11 protein-coding genes are annotated in these 13,703 nt (G+C 64.3%); 10 read left to right on the forward strand and 1 reads right to left on the reverse strand.

Annotated elements, in window-relative coordinates; all coding sequences use genetic code 11:
* Window positions 1–221 precede the first annotated feature (221 nt).
* Window positions 222–4,343 carry a chitobiase/beta-hexosaminidase C-terminal domain-containing protein gene (locus E0E41_RS15500; RefSeq protein ID WP_130870655.1) on the reverse strand — a complete coding sequence of 1,374 codons (4,122 nt, stop codon included), beginning with the start codon at window positions 4,341–4,343 and terminating at the stop codon, window positions 222–224.
* Between the two features lie 194 nt (window positions 4,344–4,537).
* Here E0E41_RS15500 and E0E41_RS15505 point away from each other — a divergent pair, with 194 nt between their 5' ends.
* The 10 genes from E0E41_RS15505 to E0E41_RS18765 form a co-directional block, all read left to right on the forward strand.
* On the forward strand, window positions 4,538–5,608 hold the full coding sequence (locus E0E41_RS15505) for a 1-propanol dehydrogenase PduQ (protein WP_130870656.1): 1,071 nt from the start codon (window positions 4,538–4,540) through the stop codon (window positions 5,606–5,608).
* The gene (locus E0E41_RS15510) at window positions 5,608–7,023 is read left to right on the forward strand and encodes an ethanolamine ammonia-lyase reactivating factor EutA (RefSeq protein WP_130870657.1); all 1,416 of its coding nucleotides are present in this window, start codon (window positions 5,608–5,610) and stop codon (window positions 7,021–7,023) included. Before E0E41_RS15505 ends, E0E41_RS15510 begins: the two co-directional genes overlap by 1 nt.
* 18 nt (window positions 7,024–7,041) lie before the next feature.
* Window positions 7,042–8,406, forward strand: a complete 1,365-nt coding sequence (locus E0E41_RS15515; protein WP_130870658.1) for an ethanolamine ammonia-lyase subunit EutB — start codon at window positions 7,042–7,044, stop codon at window positions 8,404–8,406.
* Between the two features lie 13 nt (window positions 8,407–8,419).
* Window positions 8,420–9,292 carry an ethanolamine ammonia-lyase subunit EutC gene (gene eutC / locus E0E41_RS15520; RefSeq protein ID WP_130870659.1) on the forward strand — a complete coding sequence of 291 codons (873 nt, stop codon included), beginning with the start codon at window positions 8,420–8,422 and terminating at the stop codon, window positions 9,290–9,292.
* Window positions 9,293–9,296: 4 nt separating this feature from the next.
* Window positions 9,297–9,950, forward strand: coding sequence for an ethanolamine utilization microcompartment protein EutL (eutL, locus tag E0E41_RS15525; protein WP_130870660.1), 654 nt, complete (start codon window positions 9,297–9,299; stop codon window positions 9,948–9,950).
* A gap of 4 nt (window positions 9,951–9,954) precedes the next feature.
* Window positions 9,955–11,412 carry an acetaldehyde dehydrogenase (acetylating) gene (locus E0E41_RS15530; protein ID WP_130870661.1) on the forward strand — a complete coding sequence of 486 codons (1,458 nt, stop codon included), beginning with the start codon at window positions 9,955–9,957 and terminating at the stop codon, window positions 11,410–11,412.
* Window positions 11,413–11,692: 280 nt separating this feature from the next.
* On the forward strand, window positions 11,693–11,989 hold the full coding sequence (eutM, locus tag E0E41_RS15535; RefSeq protein ID WP_130870878.1) for an ethanolamine utilization microcompartment protein EutM: 297 nt from the start codon (window positions 11,693–11,695) through the stop codon (window positions 11,987–11,989).
* The gene (locus E0E41_RS15540; RefSeq protein ID WP_130870662.1) at window positions 11,990–12,712 is read left to right on the forward strand and encodes an ATP-binding protein; all 723 of its coding nucleotides are present in this window, start codon (window positions 11,990–11,992) and stop codon (window positions 12,710–12,712) included.
* Complete coding sequence (gene pduL / locus E0E41_RS15545) at window positions 12,699–13,322, forward strand: phosphate propanoyltransferase (protein WP_130870663.1); 624 nt, start codon at window positions 12,699–12,701, stop codon at window positions 13,320–13,322. The genes E0E41_RS15540 and pduL overlap by 14 nt, the downstream gene beginning before the upstream one ends.
* The coding region (locus E0E41_RS18765; RefSeq protein WP_207303231.1) for a hypothetical protein at window positions 13,319–13,703 on the forward strand (385 nt) is incomplete at its 3' end. The genes pduL and E0E41_RS18765, both read left to right, overlap by 4 nt.

The raw sequence follows: 13,703 nt of genomic DNA on the forward strand, positions 1-13,703 counted from the left end.
CCCCCCTCCCCCTCTCCCTGCGCGGCCTGCCCCCCCCCCTCTGTTTAAATTCCCCGGGAAATTTCTTTGCCCCCCTCCCCCCCGCCGCCTTCCTCCTGGTGGTGCTGCCCACCCGGAGGGTCTACGCCCCTTTTTAATTTTTTTTCCCCTCCCTTTTTTCCCCTCCCCAACAGGGGGGCGGCCCCCGGAATGGGGACCCGCCGCTCGCTTTTTAGGAAGGTTCAGTTCTGATACTGCAGATGGGCCTTGCCCAGGAAGGCACCCTGGGTGATTGTCCAGGTGCTGTTGAAATCAAAGCCGGAGTAGGAGCTCTGGGCATAAGGATCGCCGATCTCCGTTCCCCCGTAATAGTAACTGGTGCCAAGGGCATTCCGAGCTGGCCGATAACAATTTATGATCCGTTCGGCCGCTGCTGCTATCAGGCCGCCCACACGGGAATCGTAACCGCCGGACACAAATCCGTCAGCATAGCACCGCTCCAGGGTGGTCTCAATCAGCCAGCCGCCCAGGCCGCCGGCATACAGGGAGGAACTGGTGTAACCCGCGCTCTTTCTGACAGTAACATCACCCAACGCGAAGCAGTCGCTGACCTCCAGGCGGCTTCCGCCGCCCAGCAGGCCGCCGGCCTGGGTCCCCGCGCTTCCGCTGTTTCCGCCCGGATAGCTCAACGATATGTTTCCGGTGGCATAGCAGCGGGAAATCGTGGTCTTCTGATACCCATTTCCGCTCTCCAGCTCACCGATCAGGCCGCCTGCCATACAGTTATTGCTGGCTGTGGCCTGGGTGGATTTGACCGACACATCACAGAGAGAGAAGCAGTTGATCACCCGGTTGTCCGGCTGGTTCATCAGATAGCCCACCAGGCCGCCGGCATAGGGCGCGGCTCCGGTGGCGGATACCGGCCCGCCGATCGTGTAGCAGTTGATGAAATCCGTATTCCTTGACTGTCCCACCAGACCGGCAGCGTAGGCTACATCGCCGCCAGCGGTGCTATCATAGGCGCTGACGCCTCCGGGGGCGATCTCTACCGCCAGGTTTTTAAAGGCGGCATCGAAGGCGGAGGCAAACAGTCCCGCCAGCTTCTGCTTGCTGGAGGAGGAGATATACAGCCCGCTGATCTTGTGGCCCCGACCGTCCAGGGTGCCCTGGAAGCCGTAGATGGGCTCCCACTCGCCGGTGAGCTGGATATCACGGGTCAGGTAGTAGGTCTTGCCCGCGCTGTCCGCGCTCTCGATAGCTGCCAGCTGCTGGGCGCTGGAAATGGGAATGGCGTCCTCCGGCAGGGGATCGGCCTCGGGATCGGCCAGGAAGCCCAGATTCAGTACCGGCGCCACACCTGTGACCGGCACCTCGATGCTCTTGGTAATGCCGCCCTCGCTGTAGGAGACGGTAATGGATCCGGTTCCTTCCTCTCGGATAGACAAAGTCCGTTCGGAAGAGTTGACCCAGACAACATCGGAATTCGATCTTATATCAGCTGACACGACTGCGTCCGGTTTGCCGTTGATGTAGTGAGCGGTCACCGTAGGCGGGTCCAGTTTTTCGCCTACCTGCCCCACAATGGGGTTGGGCGAAACCGAGATGGAGACCAGCTCCTGGATCACCTTGACTTCCGACATCTCATAGGTCAGCGCCTCACAGTAAGGCTGCCTGGTCACGCTGTCCAGGCAGAACACCTTGATCTGGGCGTCTGCCGGAAGCTGGTCCACGGAGGGATAGTGCAGGGTAACAGCCTTCTTCTCTGTTCCGCTGGACAGCTCCATGGACTTCACGGCTGTACCCAGCATTTTGCCGTTCTGATAGGCCGCCGCATAGAGATCCACAGTCCTGTCCTTTGGCTGTGTATTTGTCACAGTAAAGGCGATCTCGTAATCGGTGCGCTTTTCCAGCTTTGTCTTTTCCATGGCCAGCTTCTGGCTGCTGAAGGTATAGCGAAATGTACTGGTAGTGCCATAGGTGCCGTTCAGCTCCGGTACCGCCTTGATGGTAATGGGCTCCGGGTCCTCAATATGGATGGCCCCATCATATTGGGCTCTGGTGGAGCTGGTTTTGGGATCGCTGCCGTCAGTGGTGTAATAGATGGTGTAAAACGTATTGGGCGCAGATAGCTCAATATCTTCCGGGGCCGTGATGTCTCCCGCAGCGGGATCGGCGGTCACGCTGGGGACGGCAGACAGATTGTAGCTGAAGCTGCCGGTCTTTACCACGTGCTCACCGTACTTGGCGCACACCTTCAGGGTGGCAGAGTGGTCCAGCTCGAAAGGTCCGCTGTAAGGCACGCCGTCCGTGGCCGGATCGCTGCCGTCCAGCGTATACCAGAGCTGATAGGACGGGATATTGCTGCTCAGGGTAATGGTCTGGATCTGATTGTATGCCCCCGCTTCGGGTTCCGCAATGAGTTCCGGCTCCGGAAGGGTGTAGGTCCAGTCCTCCCTGGTCACAAACTGGCCGTTGTACCTGGCATATACCGTCAGCTTTGTGCTCTTGTAAATGTCAATGGTATCCCCCGGCTCATACGCCGTTTCCGGCATACCCAGGTCGGACGCATAATAGGACAGGGTCACGTAGGGCGTATCGCACGTCAGAGTGAGATGTACCACATCGTCATGCTCCCCCGGCTCCACCGACGGAGTGATTACCGGCTCCGAAAAATCATACTGGAAGGTGGTGATGTCGCTCCACTCCCCCTCAAAGGTGCTGGCCACCCGGAGGGTGGTTGTCTTATAAATCTCGATTCCCTGGTCCGGGTCATACTTCGTCCCATTGACAGTGGGGTCAGAGGAACCGTCCACTGTATAGTAAATATCATACTGGGGCACGGAGCTGGTCAGCTTCACCGTAAAGGGCGCTGTATAGTCCCCCGCCGGTTTGTCTGCTGTGATCTCAGGGGATATCTTGTAGGTGAAGCTCAGGGGATCTCCCCACTCATCGCCCACCTTGGCCGCCGCAGTCACAGTCGTATTCTTGAAGATAGAGAATGGGCCGCTATAGCCGGTGCTCTTGTCGGTCGGAACGGTGCCGTCGGTGGTGTAATAGATCTTCGCGTCAGGCGTCTGAGTGGTAAGGGTAATTGTCTGCGGCACAGTGGTATAGGTGCCCGGCGCCGGGCTGGCCTCTACCGGATACTTGGCCGCCTTATACCGGAAGGTACTGACCCGGTAGGCATTGGGATTGTAGCTGTGTACCGCACGCACCCGGACCACTGCATCCTGATCCAACGTAATCGGCCCATTGTAGGTCTGCCAGCCTTCGGTCACTCCGTCGATGGAGTAATAGAGCAGATCGAAGTAAGGTGAACCGTCGCTGGTGAACCCAACTGTAATCGGCATATGATACGTACCGGATGGATGGTCGGTGGAAACGGTCAGGTTCTGCATGGTCTGGACGACAGCCACATCGCCGCCGCTGGTCCTCCCCATCTCCCAGTTGTGGGGGCTGCTATTCCCGTTCAGCTCGTTGGCAAAGGCTGCGCTTCTCATCTCGTTCAGGCTTTTGTACGTAGCATCGGCGCTGCCGGCACCCGAGCCGGTGGCTCTGGGCCCATTGTAATAGCACTTGGTGATCGTCGCCCCGTTAAAACCGCTCAGCGTGCCGTTTGTACCTCCGGTGACCTCAGCCATGCTGTAACAATTATTCATGGTACCCGGCTCATTGATTCTCGCTACGTTTCTTCCGGAAATACCGCCCACATATACACTGGCTCCCGCTTCCGCGCCTGCAATGTTGTACTTTTTGCACGTGCCGGAGCCGGAGACCGAGCCGGTGATATAGCAGCAGCTGATGGTGCCGCTGTTAATCCCCACCATCCCCCCTACATTCAATGTAAGGGTGGAAAAGCTATGGGTAGCCTGCATGGAAATGGATACGCTCATATCCATGTTATCCACATAGCAGTTATGGATGGTGCCGCTATTCGTCCCCACCATCCCGCCAATGGTATAGGTGAGATGCTGTCCGTACGGACTGCTGATATAAGTAATTTCACTGTCCCGCAGACCCAGGTTCTGAATGGTTCCGCTGTTGGAGGAAAAGAGGGCGGAGGAACCCTTATATCCCGTAATGCGGTTGCCCCCGCCGTCATACACGCCGCCTTCCGCGATGGACTGGGACGGCATATAGGAAACCCCGCTCAGGTCAATGTCGTTGGTCTGCAAAAAGTTGGAGCTGGAATAGTTCCTTACCTCCTGAAGCTGCTCCACCGTGGACACCAGATAGGGGTCCTCCGCCGTGCCGCTGCCGCCGTCAAAGGGCGAACTGTCCGCCGCCGCCGCGAAGGGGCTCCCTGCCGGCAGCCAGGCCAGTACCATGGCCAGACACAGCAGCAAACTGATCCACTTTTTCATGTAATCACCTATCCTTTTTCCCAATTGGTTCCTTTGTTTTTAGTATATCACTCCAAAAATCTTCTTAAAAGTATGCGCTTTGCATACGACTGGCGGGTATTTTTGCGTTGTGCGGTCTGGCCGCACATATTTTTTGCTCTTTTTCCCATACTAACCCTGTCTCAAAACCACTGGAAAGGCAGGGAAAAGCCATAATGGAGCGATTTTCCGTTCCCACCACCGTCTGCTTCGGCCCCGGGGCATTGGACGCCCTGGGTGAGCTGGCGGGCCGGCGGGTGTTGGTGGTTACCGATGCATTTCTGGCCCGCTCGGGCCTGCTGGATCAAATTCTCTCCCGTCTGACAGGCTGCACGGTGGAGACCTTCACCGATGTGGTCCCCGACCCGCCCCTGGAGGTGGTGGCCAAGGGCGTGCACAAGGTGGAGGAATTCCGGCCCGACGCCCTGGTGGCCTTCGGGGGCGGCTCCCCCATGGACTGCGCCAAGGCCATGGCCCACTTCTCCACCCTCCGTCCGCCCCTGTGGGCCATTCCCACCACCGCAGGCACCGGATCGGAGGTCACCTCCTTCGCCGTCCTCACCGACAGTCAGAAGGGGATCAAGTACCCCCTGGTGGACGACAGCCTGCTGCCTCAGCTGGCGGTGCTGGAGCCCTTCTTCTTAAAAGGGGTGCCTCCCGCCGTGACGGCGGACACCGGCATGGACGTGCTCACCCACGCCGCCGAGGCCTATGTGGCCACCGGCGCCACCCCCTACTCCGACGCCCTGGCGGAGAAGGCCTTCTCCCTGGCCTGGGAGAACCTGCCCGCCGCCTTCCGGGGGGAGCAGGAGGCCAAGGCCAATATGCTGCTGGCCTCCAACCTGGCGGGGCTGGCCTTCAACGCCGCCGGACTGGGACTGAGCCACGGCATGGCCCACACCCTGGGAGGCAAATACCACGTGCCCCACGGGCGGCTCAACGCCATGCTGCTGCCCCACGTGATCCGCTTCAATGCCGCAGATGAAAGGGCCGCCAAAAAGTACGGCAAACTGGCCAAGACCTGCGGCCTCTCCCCCACCTGGCGGCCCCTGGCCTTCGGCCTGGACCGGCTGCGGGGCCAGCTGAAGCTGCCCGCCAGGCTGTCCGCCTGCGGAGTGGAGGGAAAGGCCGTGAAGGCCGACGCCGACGCCATTGCCGACGCCGCCCTGGCCGACCGCTGTACCCCCGCCAATCCCCGGCCGGTCACCGCCGACGACGTGAAGGCCATTCTGAAGGAGCTGACCTGATGGGGGAGCAATTGCTGTCGGTGGGCATCGACATCGGCACCAGCACCACCCAGCTCATTCTGTCCTGGCTGACCCTGGAGAACCGGGCCGCCCCCTTCACGGTGCCCAGGGTGGCCATCTCGGACCGGGAGGTGCTCTACAGGTCCGACATCCACTTCACCCCCCTGCTGTCCGACACGGTGATCGACGCCGCCGGAGTGCGGGACATCGTGGCAGAGGAGTACCGCAAGTCGGGCTTCTCCCCCGCCCAGGTGGACACCGGCGCGGTCATCATCACCGGGGAGACCGCCCGGAAGGAGAATGCCAGAGAGGTACTCTCCGCCCTGTCGGAGTTCGCCGGGGACTTTGTGGTGGCCACCGCCGGGCCCGACCTGGAATCCATCCTGGCCGCCCGTGGAGCGGGTGCGGACGAATACTCCCGGGAGCATCACACCACGGTATTACACTTTGATATCGGCGGCGGCACCGCCAACCTGGCCAAATACGCCCATGGGGAGCTGACCGCCACCGGCTGTCTGGACGTGGGCGGGCGGCTCATCAAGCTGGATGGTGGCGGGAGGGTCACCTACGTGTCGCCGGTGTTTGCCCGGGCCGGGTGTCCCGCGCCCCAGGTGGGCGAGGCCGTCACGCCGGAGGGCCTGAGGCCGGTCATCCACACCATGGTGGAGGCCCTGGAGCAGGCGGCGGGGCTGCGGCCCGGCCGGGACCGGCTGGACGCCTTCCTCACCCAGGGCACCGGCTGGGTGCCGGAGCCGGTGCCGGCGGTGTCTTTCTCCGGGGGCGTGGCTGACTGCATCGACAAGCCGCGGTCAGACTGGCTGGCCTTCGGGGACATCGGGGTGCTGCTGGGGCAGGCCATCGCCGCCTCTCCCGCCTTCCGGCAGGTGAACCGCTTCCGGGGGACCGAGACCATCCGGGCCACGGTGGTGGGGGCGGGCAGCCACGCCACCGACCTTTCCGGCTCCACCATCTTCTACCGGGACATCTCCTTCCCCCTGAAGAATATCCCCATTCTCAAGCTGACCGCCCCGGAGGAAAAAGCCCCGGCGGAGGAATTGTCCGCCGCCATCCGGGACAAACTGGGCTGGTACGCCGACCAGGGCGGGCTGGTGCAGCTGGCTCTGGCCCTCCGGGGGGAACAAAACCCCAGCTATGCCCGCATCCAGGCGCTGGCCCGGGGCATCGTGGACGGTCTGGAGCCCCTGCGCCGGGCGGGATTTATACCCATTGTGGCGGTGGAGGCCGACCAGGCCAAGGTGCTGGGCCAGGCCATGGCCGCCCTGGTGTCCGGCCCCCTGCTCTGCCTGGACGGGGTGGGGATGGACAACGGGGACTATATCGACATCGGGGCCCCGGTGGCCGGGGGTTCCGTATTACCCATCGTTATCAAGACCCTTGCATTTCACAAATCGTAGCCGCAAAGGAGCGATCACATGATACTCAAGACCAAGCTGCTGGGGCATGTCTACGAATTCAAATCGGTAAAGGACGCCCTGGCCAAAGCCAACGAGGAGAAGTCGGGCGACCGGCTGGCGGGCATCGCCGCAGAGAACGCAGAGGAGCGGGTGGCGGCCAAGGTGGTGGTGGCCAACCTGACCCTGGCCGACCTGCGCAACAACCCCGCCGTACCCTACGAGGAGGACGAGGTCACCCGCATCATCCAGGACGACGTAAACGAGAAGATCTACGACCAGATCAAGAACTGGACGGTGTCCGACCTGCGGGAGTGGCTGCTGGCGGAAAACCACGACGGGGACGCCATCCGGTGGGTGAGCCGGGGTCTGACGGCGGAGATGATCGCCGCCGTGGCCAAGCTGATGAGCAACATGGACCTGATCTACGCCGCCAAGAAGATCAAGGTCACCGCCCACTGCAACACCACCATCGGCCTGCCGGGCACCCTGTCCTGCCGCCTCCAGCCCAACCACCCCACCGACGACCCGGACGGCATCCTGGCCTCCCTGCTGGAGGGCCTGACCTACGGCGCCGGGGACGCGGTGCTGGGCCTGAACCCGGTGGACGATTCGGTGGAAAGTGTGCGCCGGGTGCTGGACCGGTTCCACGAGGTGCGCAACCGCTGGAACATCCCCACCCAGATCTGCGTGCTGGCCCACGTCACCACCCAGATGGAGGCGGTGCGGAAGGGGGCACCCTGCGACCTGATCTTCCAGTCCATTGCCGGGTCCCAGAAGGGCAACGAGGCCTTCGGCCTGGACGGCAAATTGATCGAGGAGGCCCGGCAGCTGGCCCTGAAGGAGGGCACCGCCGTGGGGCCCAACGTGATGTATTTTGAGACCGGCCAGGGCTCCGAGCTCAGTTCCGAGGCCCACCACGGCGCCGACCAGGTGGTGATGGAGGCCCGGTGCTACGGCTTTGCCAAGCGGTTCCAGCCCTACCTGGTGAACACGGTGGTGGGCTTCATCGGCCCGGAATATCTGTATAATTCCAAGCAGGTGATTCGGGCTGGATTGGAGGACCACTTCATGGGCAAGCTCACCGGGGTGCCCATGGGGTGCGACGCCTGCTACACCAACCACATGAAGGCCGACCAGAACGACATCGAGGATCTGGCGGTGCTGCTTACCGCCGCCGGGTGCAACTATTTTATGGGCATCCCCCACGGGGACGACGTGATGCTCAACTACCAGACCACCGGCTTCCACGAGACCGCCGCCCTGCGGGAGCTGTTCGGCCTCACCGCCATCCCCCCCTTCCAGCGGTGGCTGGAGGACATGGGCTTTGTGGAGAACGGCAGGCTGACCCCCCTGGCCGGGGACGCGTCGGTGCTGCTAGGGTAAGGAGGTTTTGACTTTGGACGAAAAAGAACTGCGCTCCCTGGTGGAGCGGATGGTACTGGAGATGGCGGGAGAGGGGCCAATCAAGCATACCACCCCCTCTCCTGCCGCCCAGGCCCCTTCCTCTGGCTGCCTGGAGGACATCACCCAGACCGACCTGCGGGGACAGTATCTGGTGGAAAACCCCCGCAACGGCAGCGCCTTCCTGGAGCTGAAGAAAAAGACGCCCGCCCGTCTGGGCCTGGGCCGGGCCGGAGCCCGGTACCGCACCCTGTCCATGCTGCGGATGCGGGCCGACCACGCGGCGGCTCAGGATTCCGTGTTCTCCCACGTGCCCGACGAGTTTGCCGCCCAGAACGGCTTTACCCCCGTCCAGACCCTGTGCCAGACCAAGGACGAGTACCTGACCCGGCCCGACCGGGGCCGCCGGTTTGACGAGGCCAATCAGGCCATCATCAAGAAAACCTTTGGACAGAGCCCCAAAATCGCCCTGGTGGTGGGAGACGGCCTCTCCTCCGCCGCCATCGAGGCCAACGCGGTGGACTGCCTCCAGGCCATCCGGGCGGGGCTGAAGGCCTACGGCCTGGAGGGGGGCCCGGTGCTCTACGTGAAGTACTGCCGGGTGGGCGCCTCCGACCACATCGGCGACCTGACCGGCGCGGAGGTGGTGTGCATGCTGGTGGGTGAGCGGCCCGGCCTGGTGACGGCGGAATCCATGTCCGCCTACCTGACCTACAAGCCCCACATCGGCATCCCGGAATCCAAGCGGACGGTAATCTCCAACATCCACAAGGGGGGCACCACGGCGGTGGAGGCGGGGGCCCACATCGCGGAACTCATCAAGACCATGCTGGACAAAAAGGCCAGCGGTATCGATCTGAAGGGGTGAGCATATGACAGGCGATCTGATCCCGGCCAAGGTACTGGCCACTCACACCATCGCCAACGTCAGTGAGACGCTGGCCAAAAAGCTGGGCCTGCCCCGGCAGTACCGCTCCATCGGCCTCATCACCGCCGACAGCGACGACGTGACCTACTGCGCCCTGGACGAGGCCACCAAGGCGGCGGCGGTGGAGGTGGTGTACGGCCGCTCCCTGTACGCCGGCGCGGCCAATGCCTCCACCAAGCTGGCAGGCGAGGTCATCGGCATCCTGGCCGGGCCCAACCCGGCGGAGGTGGAATCCGGCCTGCGGGCCTGCGCCGACTTTATGGAGAGCGGAGTGGGCTTCCGCTCCGCCAATGAGGACGATTCCATCGTCTACTTCGCCCACACCGTCTCCCGGACAGGCACCTATCTGTCCAAGACGGCGGGGGTAAAAGAGGGGGAGGCTCTGGCCTATCTCATTGCCCCGCCCCTGGAGGCCATGGTGGGCCTGGACGAGGCCATGAAGGCCGCCGACGTGGAGCTGGTGACCCTGTTCGAGCCCCCCAGCGAGACCAACTTTGGCGGCGGACTGCTCACCGGCACCCAGAGTGCCTGCGACGCGGCGGCAGCCGCCTTTGCCGAGGCGGTAAAAGCGGTGGCCGCCCATCCCAAGGAGGTGTGACCCTATGGAATTTGACAAGGACCTCCGCTCCATCCAGGAGGTGCGGAACCTGCTGACCCAGGCCAAGCGGGCCCAGAACGCCCTGGCGGGCATGAGCCAGGCGGACCTGGACCGGATCACCGCCGCCATCTCCGCCGCCGGGGCGGAGCACGCCGCCAGGCTGGCGGCCATGGCGGTGGAGGAAACCGGATTCGGTAAAAAAGAGGACAAGGAAATCAAGAACCGCTTCGCGGCGGTGACCTTGTACGAGGCCATCAAGGATCAGAAGACCCACGGCATCCTCCACGAGGACAAGGAGCACCGGACGGTGGACATCGGGGTGCCGGTGGGGGTGGTGGCCGGGCTGGTGCCCTCCACCAACCCCACCTCCACGGTGATCTACAAGGCCATGATCTGCCTGAAGGCGGGCAACCCCATTATCTTCTCTCCCCACCCCAGCGCGGTGGGCTGCATCATGGAGACGGTGAAGGTGATCCGCCAGGCGGCGGAGCGGGCGGGAGCCCCCACCGGCAGCATCTCCTGCATCTCCACCCCCACCCTCGAGGCCACCAACGCCCTGATGAGCCACCCCACCACCCGGCTGATCCTGGCCACCGGCGGCGCGGCCATGGTGAAGGCGGCCTACTCCTCCGGCACCCCGGCCATCGGCGTGGGGGCGGGCAACGGCCCGGCCTATATCCACCACACCGCCAATGTGGATCTGGCGGTGAAGCGGATTTTGGACTCCAAGACCTTTGACAACGGCACCATCTGCGCCAGTGAGCAGAGCATCATCATGGAGCAGCGGATGGAGCCGGCGGTGAAGGCCACCCTCCGCGCCCAGGGGGCCTACCTGCTGGACGAGGAGGAGACACAACAGCTCTCCCGGTTTATCCTGCGGCCCAACGGCACCATGAACCCGGCCATCGTGGGCAAGAGCGTGGAGACGGTGGCAAAATTGGCGGGCCTCACCCGGGTGCCCAAAGACGCCCGGGTGCTGGTAGCCAAGGAGACCGGCGTGGGCAAGGGCCACCCCTACTCCAGCGAGAAGCTGGGGCTCATCCTGGCCTGCTATGTGGAGCCGGACGAGGAGGCGGTACTCCGCCGGTGTATCGAGATCCTGGAGTGGGAGGGCGCGGGCCACACCTTCGCCATCCACACCGAGGACGAGGCCGTGGCCAAGCGCTTCGGCGCCGCCGTCCCCGCCAGCCGGGTGCTGGTGAACACCCCCGCCTCTCTGGGCGGTATCGGAGCCACCACCTGCCTCTTCCCCGCCCTCACCTTGGGTTGCGGCGCGGTGGGCGGCTCCTCCAGCTCCAACAACATCGGGCCCCTGGACCTGATCAACATCAAGCGGGTGGCCTGGGGTGTGAAGGAACTGGAAGCGCTCCGGGGACAGGCCGCCTCCGGCAGCGCCCCCTACACCGTGGACGACAGCCTGCTGGACCGGCTGGTGGAGCAGATCATGGGGAGGCTGAAGTGAGATGAGCGAAGTCAACGCCGACGGTGTGCTGCTCAATCCCCACGAGGCCATTTTACAGGAGGCCCAGAACCTGACCAACGCCCTGCTGGCCGAAGCACCGGAAGGGCTGGAAGAGGACAGCGAGCACACCGTCTACGCCGGCAGCGGAGAGCCCGCCGGCAGCGCGGGCGGCGCGCCCCATCTGCCCGTCGATAAGGCCCCTTCGGCCAGGCAGAAAACAAAAAATCCCCCCAAGCGGGGCGAGCGCAAGGCCGCCCCCAAACAGAAAGGAGAACGCAACATGGCAAATACGAACGCACTGGGTATGGTAGAGACCAAGGGACTGGTGGGGGCCATCGAGGCCGCCGACGCGATGGTGAAGGCCGCCAACGTCCAGCTGGTGGGCAAGGAGCAGGTGGGCGGCGGTCTGGTGACCGTCATGGTCCGGGGCGACGTGGGCGCGGTGAACGCCGCCACCGACGCGGGAGCCGCCGCCGCCGAGAAGGTGGGCGAGCTGATCTCCGTCCACGTCATCCCCCGCCCCCACGCCGAGGTGGACCACATCCTGCCTCACGGCGGCGAGGGGCAGAGCGAGTAAATGGAGCTGCTCACCCGTGAGGACGTGCGCCGGATGTCGGACAACGGCACCCGGGGGCCGGTGGTGGTAAACAAGGGCCAGACCCTCACCCCCGGGGCCAGGGACTGGCTGGCCGCCCACAAGATCCAGGCGGTGTACCCCCAGGGGCGGGAGGAGGGGAACACCCTCTCCCCCGCCATGTACCGCACCCTGTCCGGCGCCACCCTCACTGAAAAACCGGAACACATGACCCACCTGAAGGGGAACATTCTGGTGCCCAAGGACCACCCCCGCATCGCCTTCCGGGGGATGATCGACGCCCTGGAGGCGGAGATCCTGCTGACCCAGCGGGCGGCGGCGGACTATCCCAAACTGGTGTCCGAGCTGGAGGAGGTGCTCGCCTTCGTGCGGAACTTCATCCGGTGCGACGTGCTGGACGAGCCGTTAAAGGACATCAACCTGTGCGGCTACGACGCCGGGCAGCTGCGGGAATACTCCCACTACCCGGACAAGTACCTGGGCCAGCCCCACTTCCTCCCCGCCCATACCGATCCTCCCGCCCTGCTGGCGGTGAATAAGCTGCGCACCCTGGTGCGGCAGACGGAACTGTCCGCCTACGCCGCCTTTCAGGACGCGGACGGGGCGGTGACCCGGGGGGATATCATTCTGGGGCTCAACCGGCTCTCCTCCCTCATGTGGATCATGATGATCAAGCTGAAGGGGGGACAGTATGAGCGCAATTAGTATGATTTCTCTGGAGCGGCTGGCGGACCGGATCGTCAGCCGCCTGACGGTGGAGATGGAGGCCAGCGGCCGCCACGTCCACCTGTCCCGGGACCACGTGGAGGCTCTGTTCGGCCCGGGCTACCGGCTCAACCGGGTGAAGGACCTGTCCCAGCCGGGGCAGTTTGTCTGCGCAGAGCGGGTGACCCTGGAGGGGCCCCGGGGCATTTTGCAGAACGTGGTGGTACTGGGGCCGGAGCGGCCGGAGAGCCAGGTGGAGATCTCCCTCACCGACGGGGTGGCCCTGGGGATCACGCCGCCGGTGCGGCTGTCGGGAGACATTGAGGGCACCCCCGGCGTCACGCTCCGCCACGGGGACCGGGCGGTGGTGCTGGACCGGGGGCTCATGGCCGCCAAGCGGCACATCCACATGACCCCCGCCGACGCCGCCCGGTTCGGCGTGGCAAACGGCCAGGCGGTGCGCCTGCAGGCCTTCACTGCCCGGCCGGTGGTCTTTGAAGAGGTGGAGGTGCGGGTCTCCCCCAAGTTTTCCACCGCCGTCCACATCGACTATGACGAGGCCAACGCCTGTGGTTTTAAGAAGGGCGACCGGGGACTGATTTTGCCGTGAGGCTGGAGTGGCGGGGCTCCACCCTGGTCATCACCTGGCTGCCGGTGGACGCCATGGGCCGTCTGGCGGCCCTGGCCCCCGGCAGTCCCGGGGAGACCGAGGTACTGGCCGCCCTGCTGGCCGGGGCCCGGGTATACCTGGACCGGCGGGCCCTGGAGTACCGCCGCTACCGCCGCACCGCGCCGGCGGGGGGCTACCCCCCCCGCCTCCGTCTGGGGCGGCGGCCGGGGGGGGAGGGGGGTTTGGTTTTTGGGGCAAAGGGGCGGGGAAGGAAGGGGCCCCCAAAAAAACCCCCCCCCCCCCCGGCCGACCCTTTTTGCGGGGGGGGGGGGGGGGAGGCCCCCTGGGGGGGGCCGCCTGGGGGGGGGCCGGGGGGGGGGA

This window comes from Intestinimonas massiliensis (ex Afouda et al. 2020) (genome assembly GCF_900626285.1).
Lineage (GTDB): Bacteria > Bacillota > Clostridia > Oscillospirales > Oscillospiraceae > Flavonifractor > Flavonifractor massiliensis_A.

Coding starts and splice junctions, on each gene's coding strand:
- E0E41_RS15500 (WP_130870655.1), bottom strand. CDS start 4,343: ATGAAAAAGTGGATCAGTTTGCTGCTGTGTCTGGCCATGGTACTGGCC.
- E0E41_RS15505 (WP_130870656.1), top strand. CDS start 4,538: ATGGAGCGATTTTCCGTTCCCACCACCGTCTGCTTCGGCCCCGGGGCA.
- E0E41_RS15510 (WP_130870657.1), top strand. CDS start 5,608: ATGGGGGAGCAATTGCTGTCGGTGGGCATCGACATCGGCACCAGCACC.
- E0E41_RS15515 (WP_130870658.1), top strand. CDS start 7,042: ATGATACTCAAGACCAAGCTGCTGGGGCATGTCTACGAATTCAAATCG.
- eutL (WP_130870660.1), top strand. CDS start 9,297: ATGACAGGCGATCTGATCCCGGCCAAGGTACTGGCCACTCACACCATC.
- E0E41_RS15530 (WP_130870661.1), top strand. CDS start 9,955: ATGGAATTTGACAAGGACCTCCGCTCCATCCAGGAGGTGCGGAACCTG.
- eutM (WP_130870878.1), top strand. CDS start 11,693: ATGGCAAATACGAACGCACTGGGTATGGTAGAGACCAAGGGACTGGTG.
- E0E41_RS15540 (WP_130870662.1), top strand. CDS start 11,990: ATGGAGCTGCTCACCCGTGAGGACGTGCGCCGGATGTCGGACAACGGC.
- pduL (WP_130870663.1), top strand. CDS start 12,699: ATGAGCGCAATTAGTATGATTTCTCTGGAGCGGCTGGCGGACCGGATC.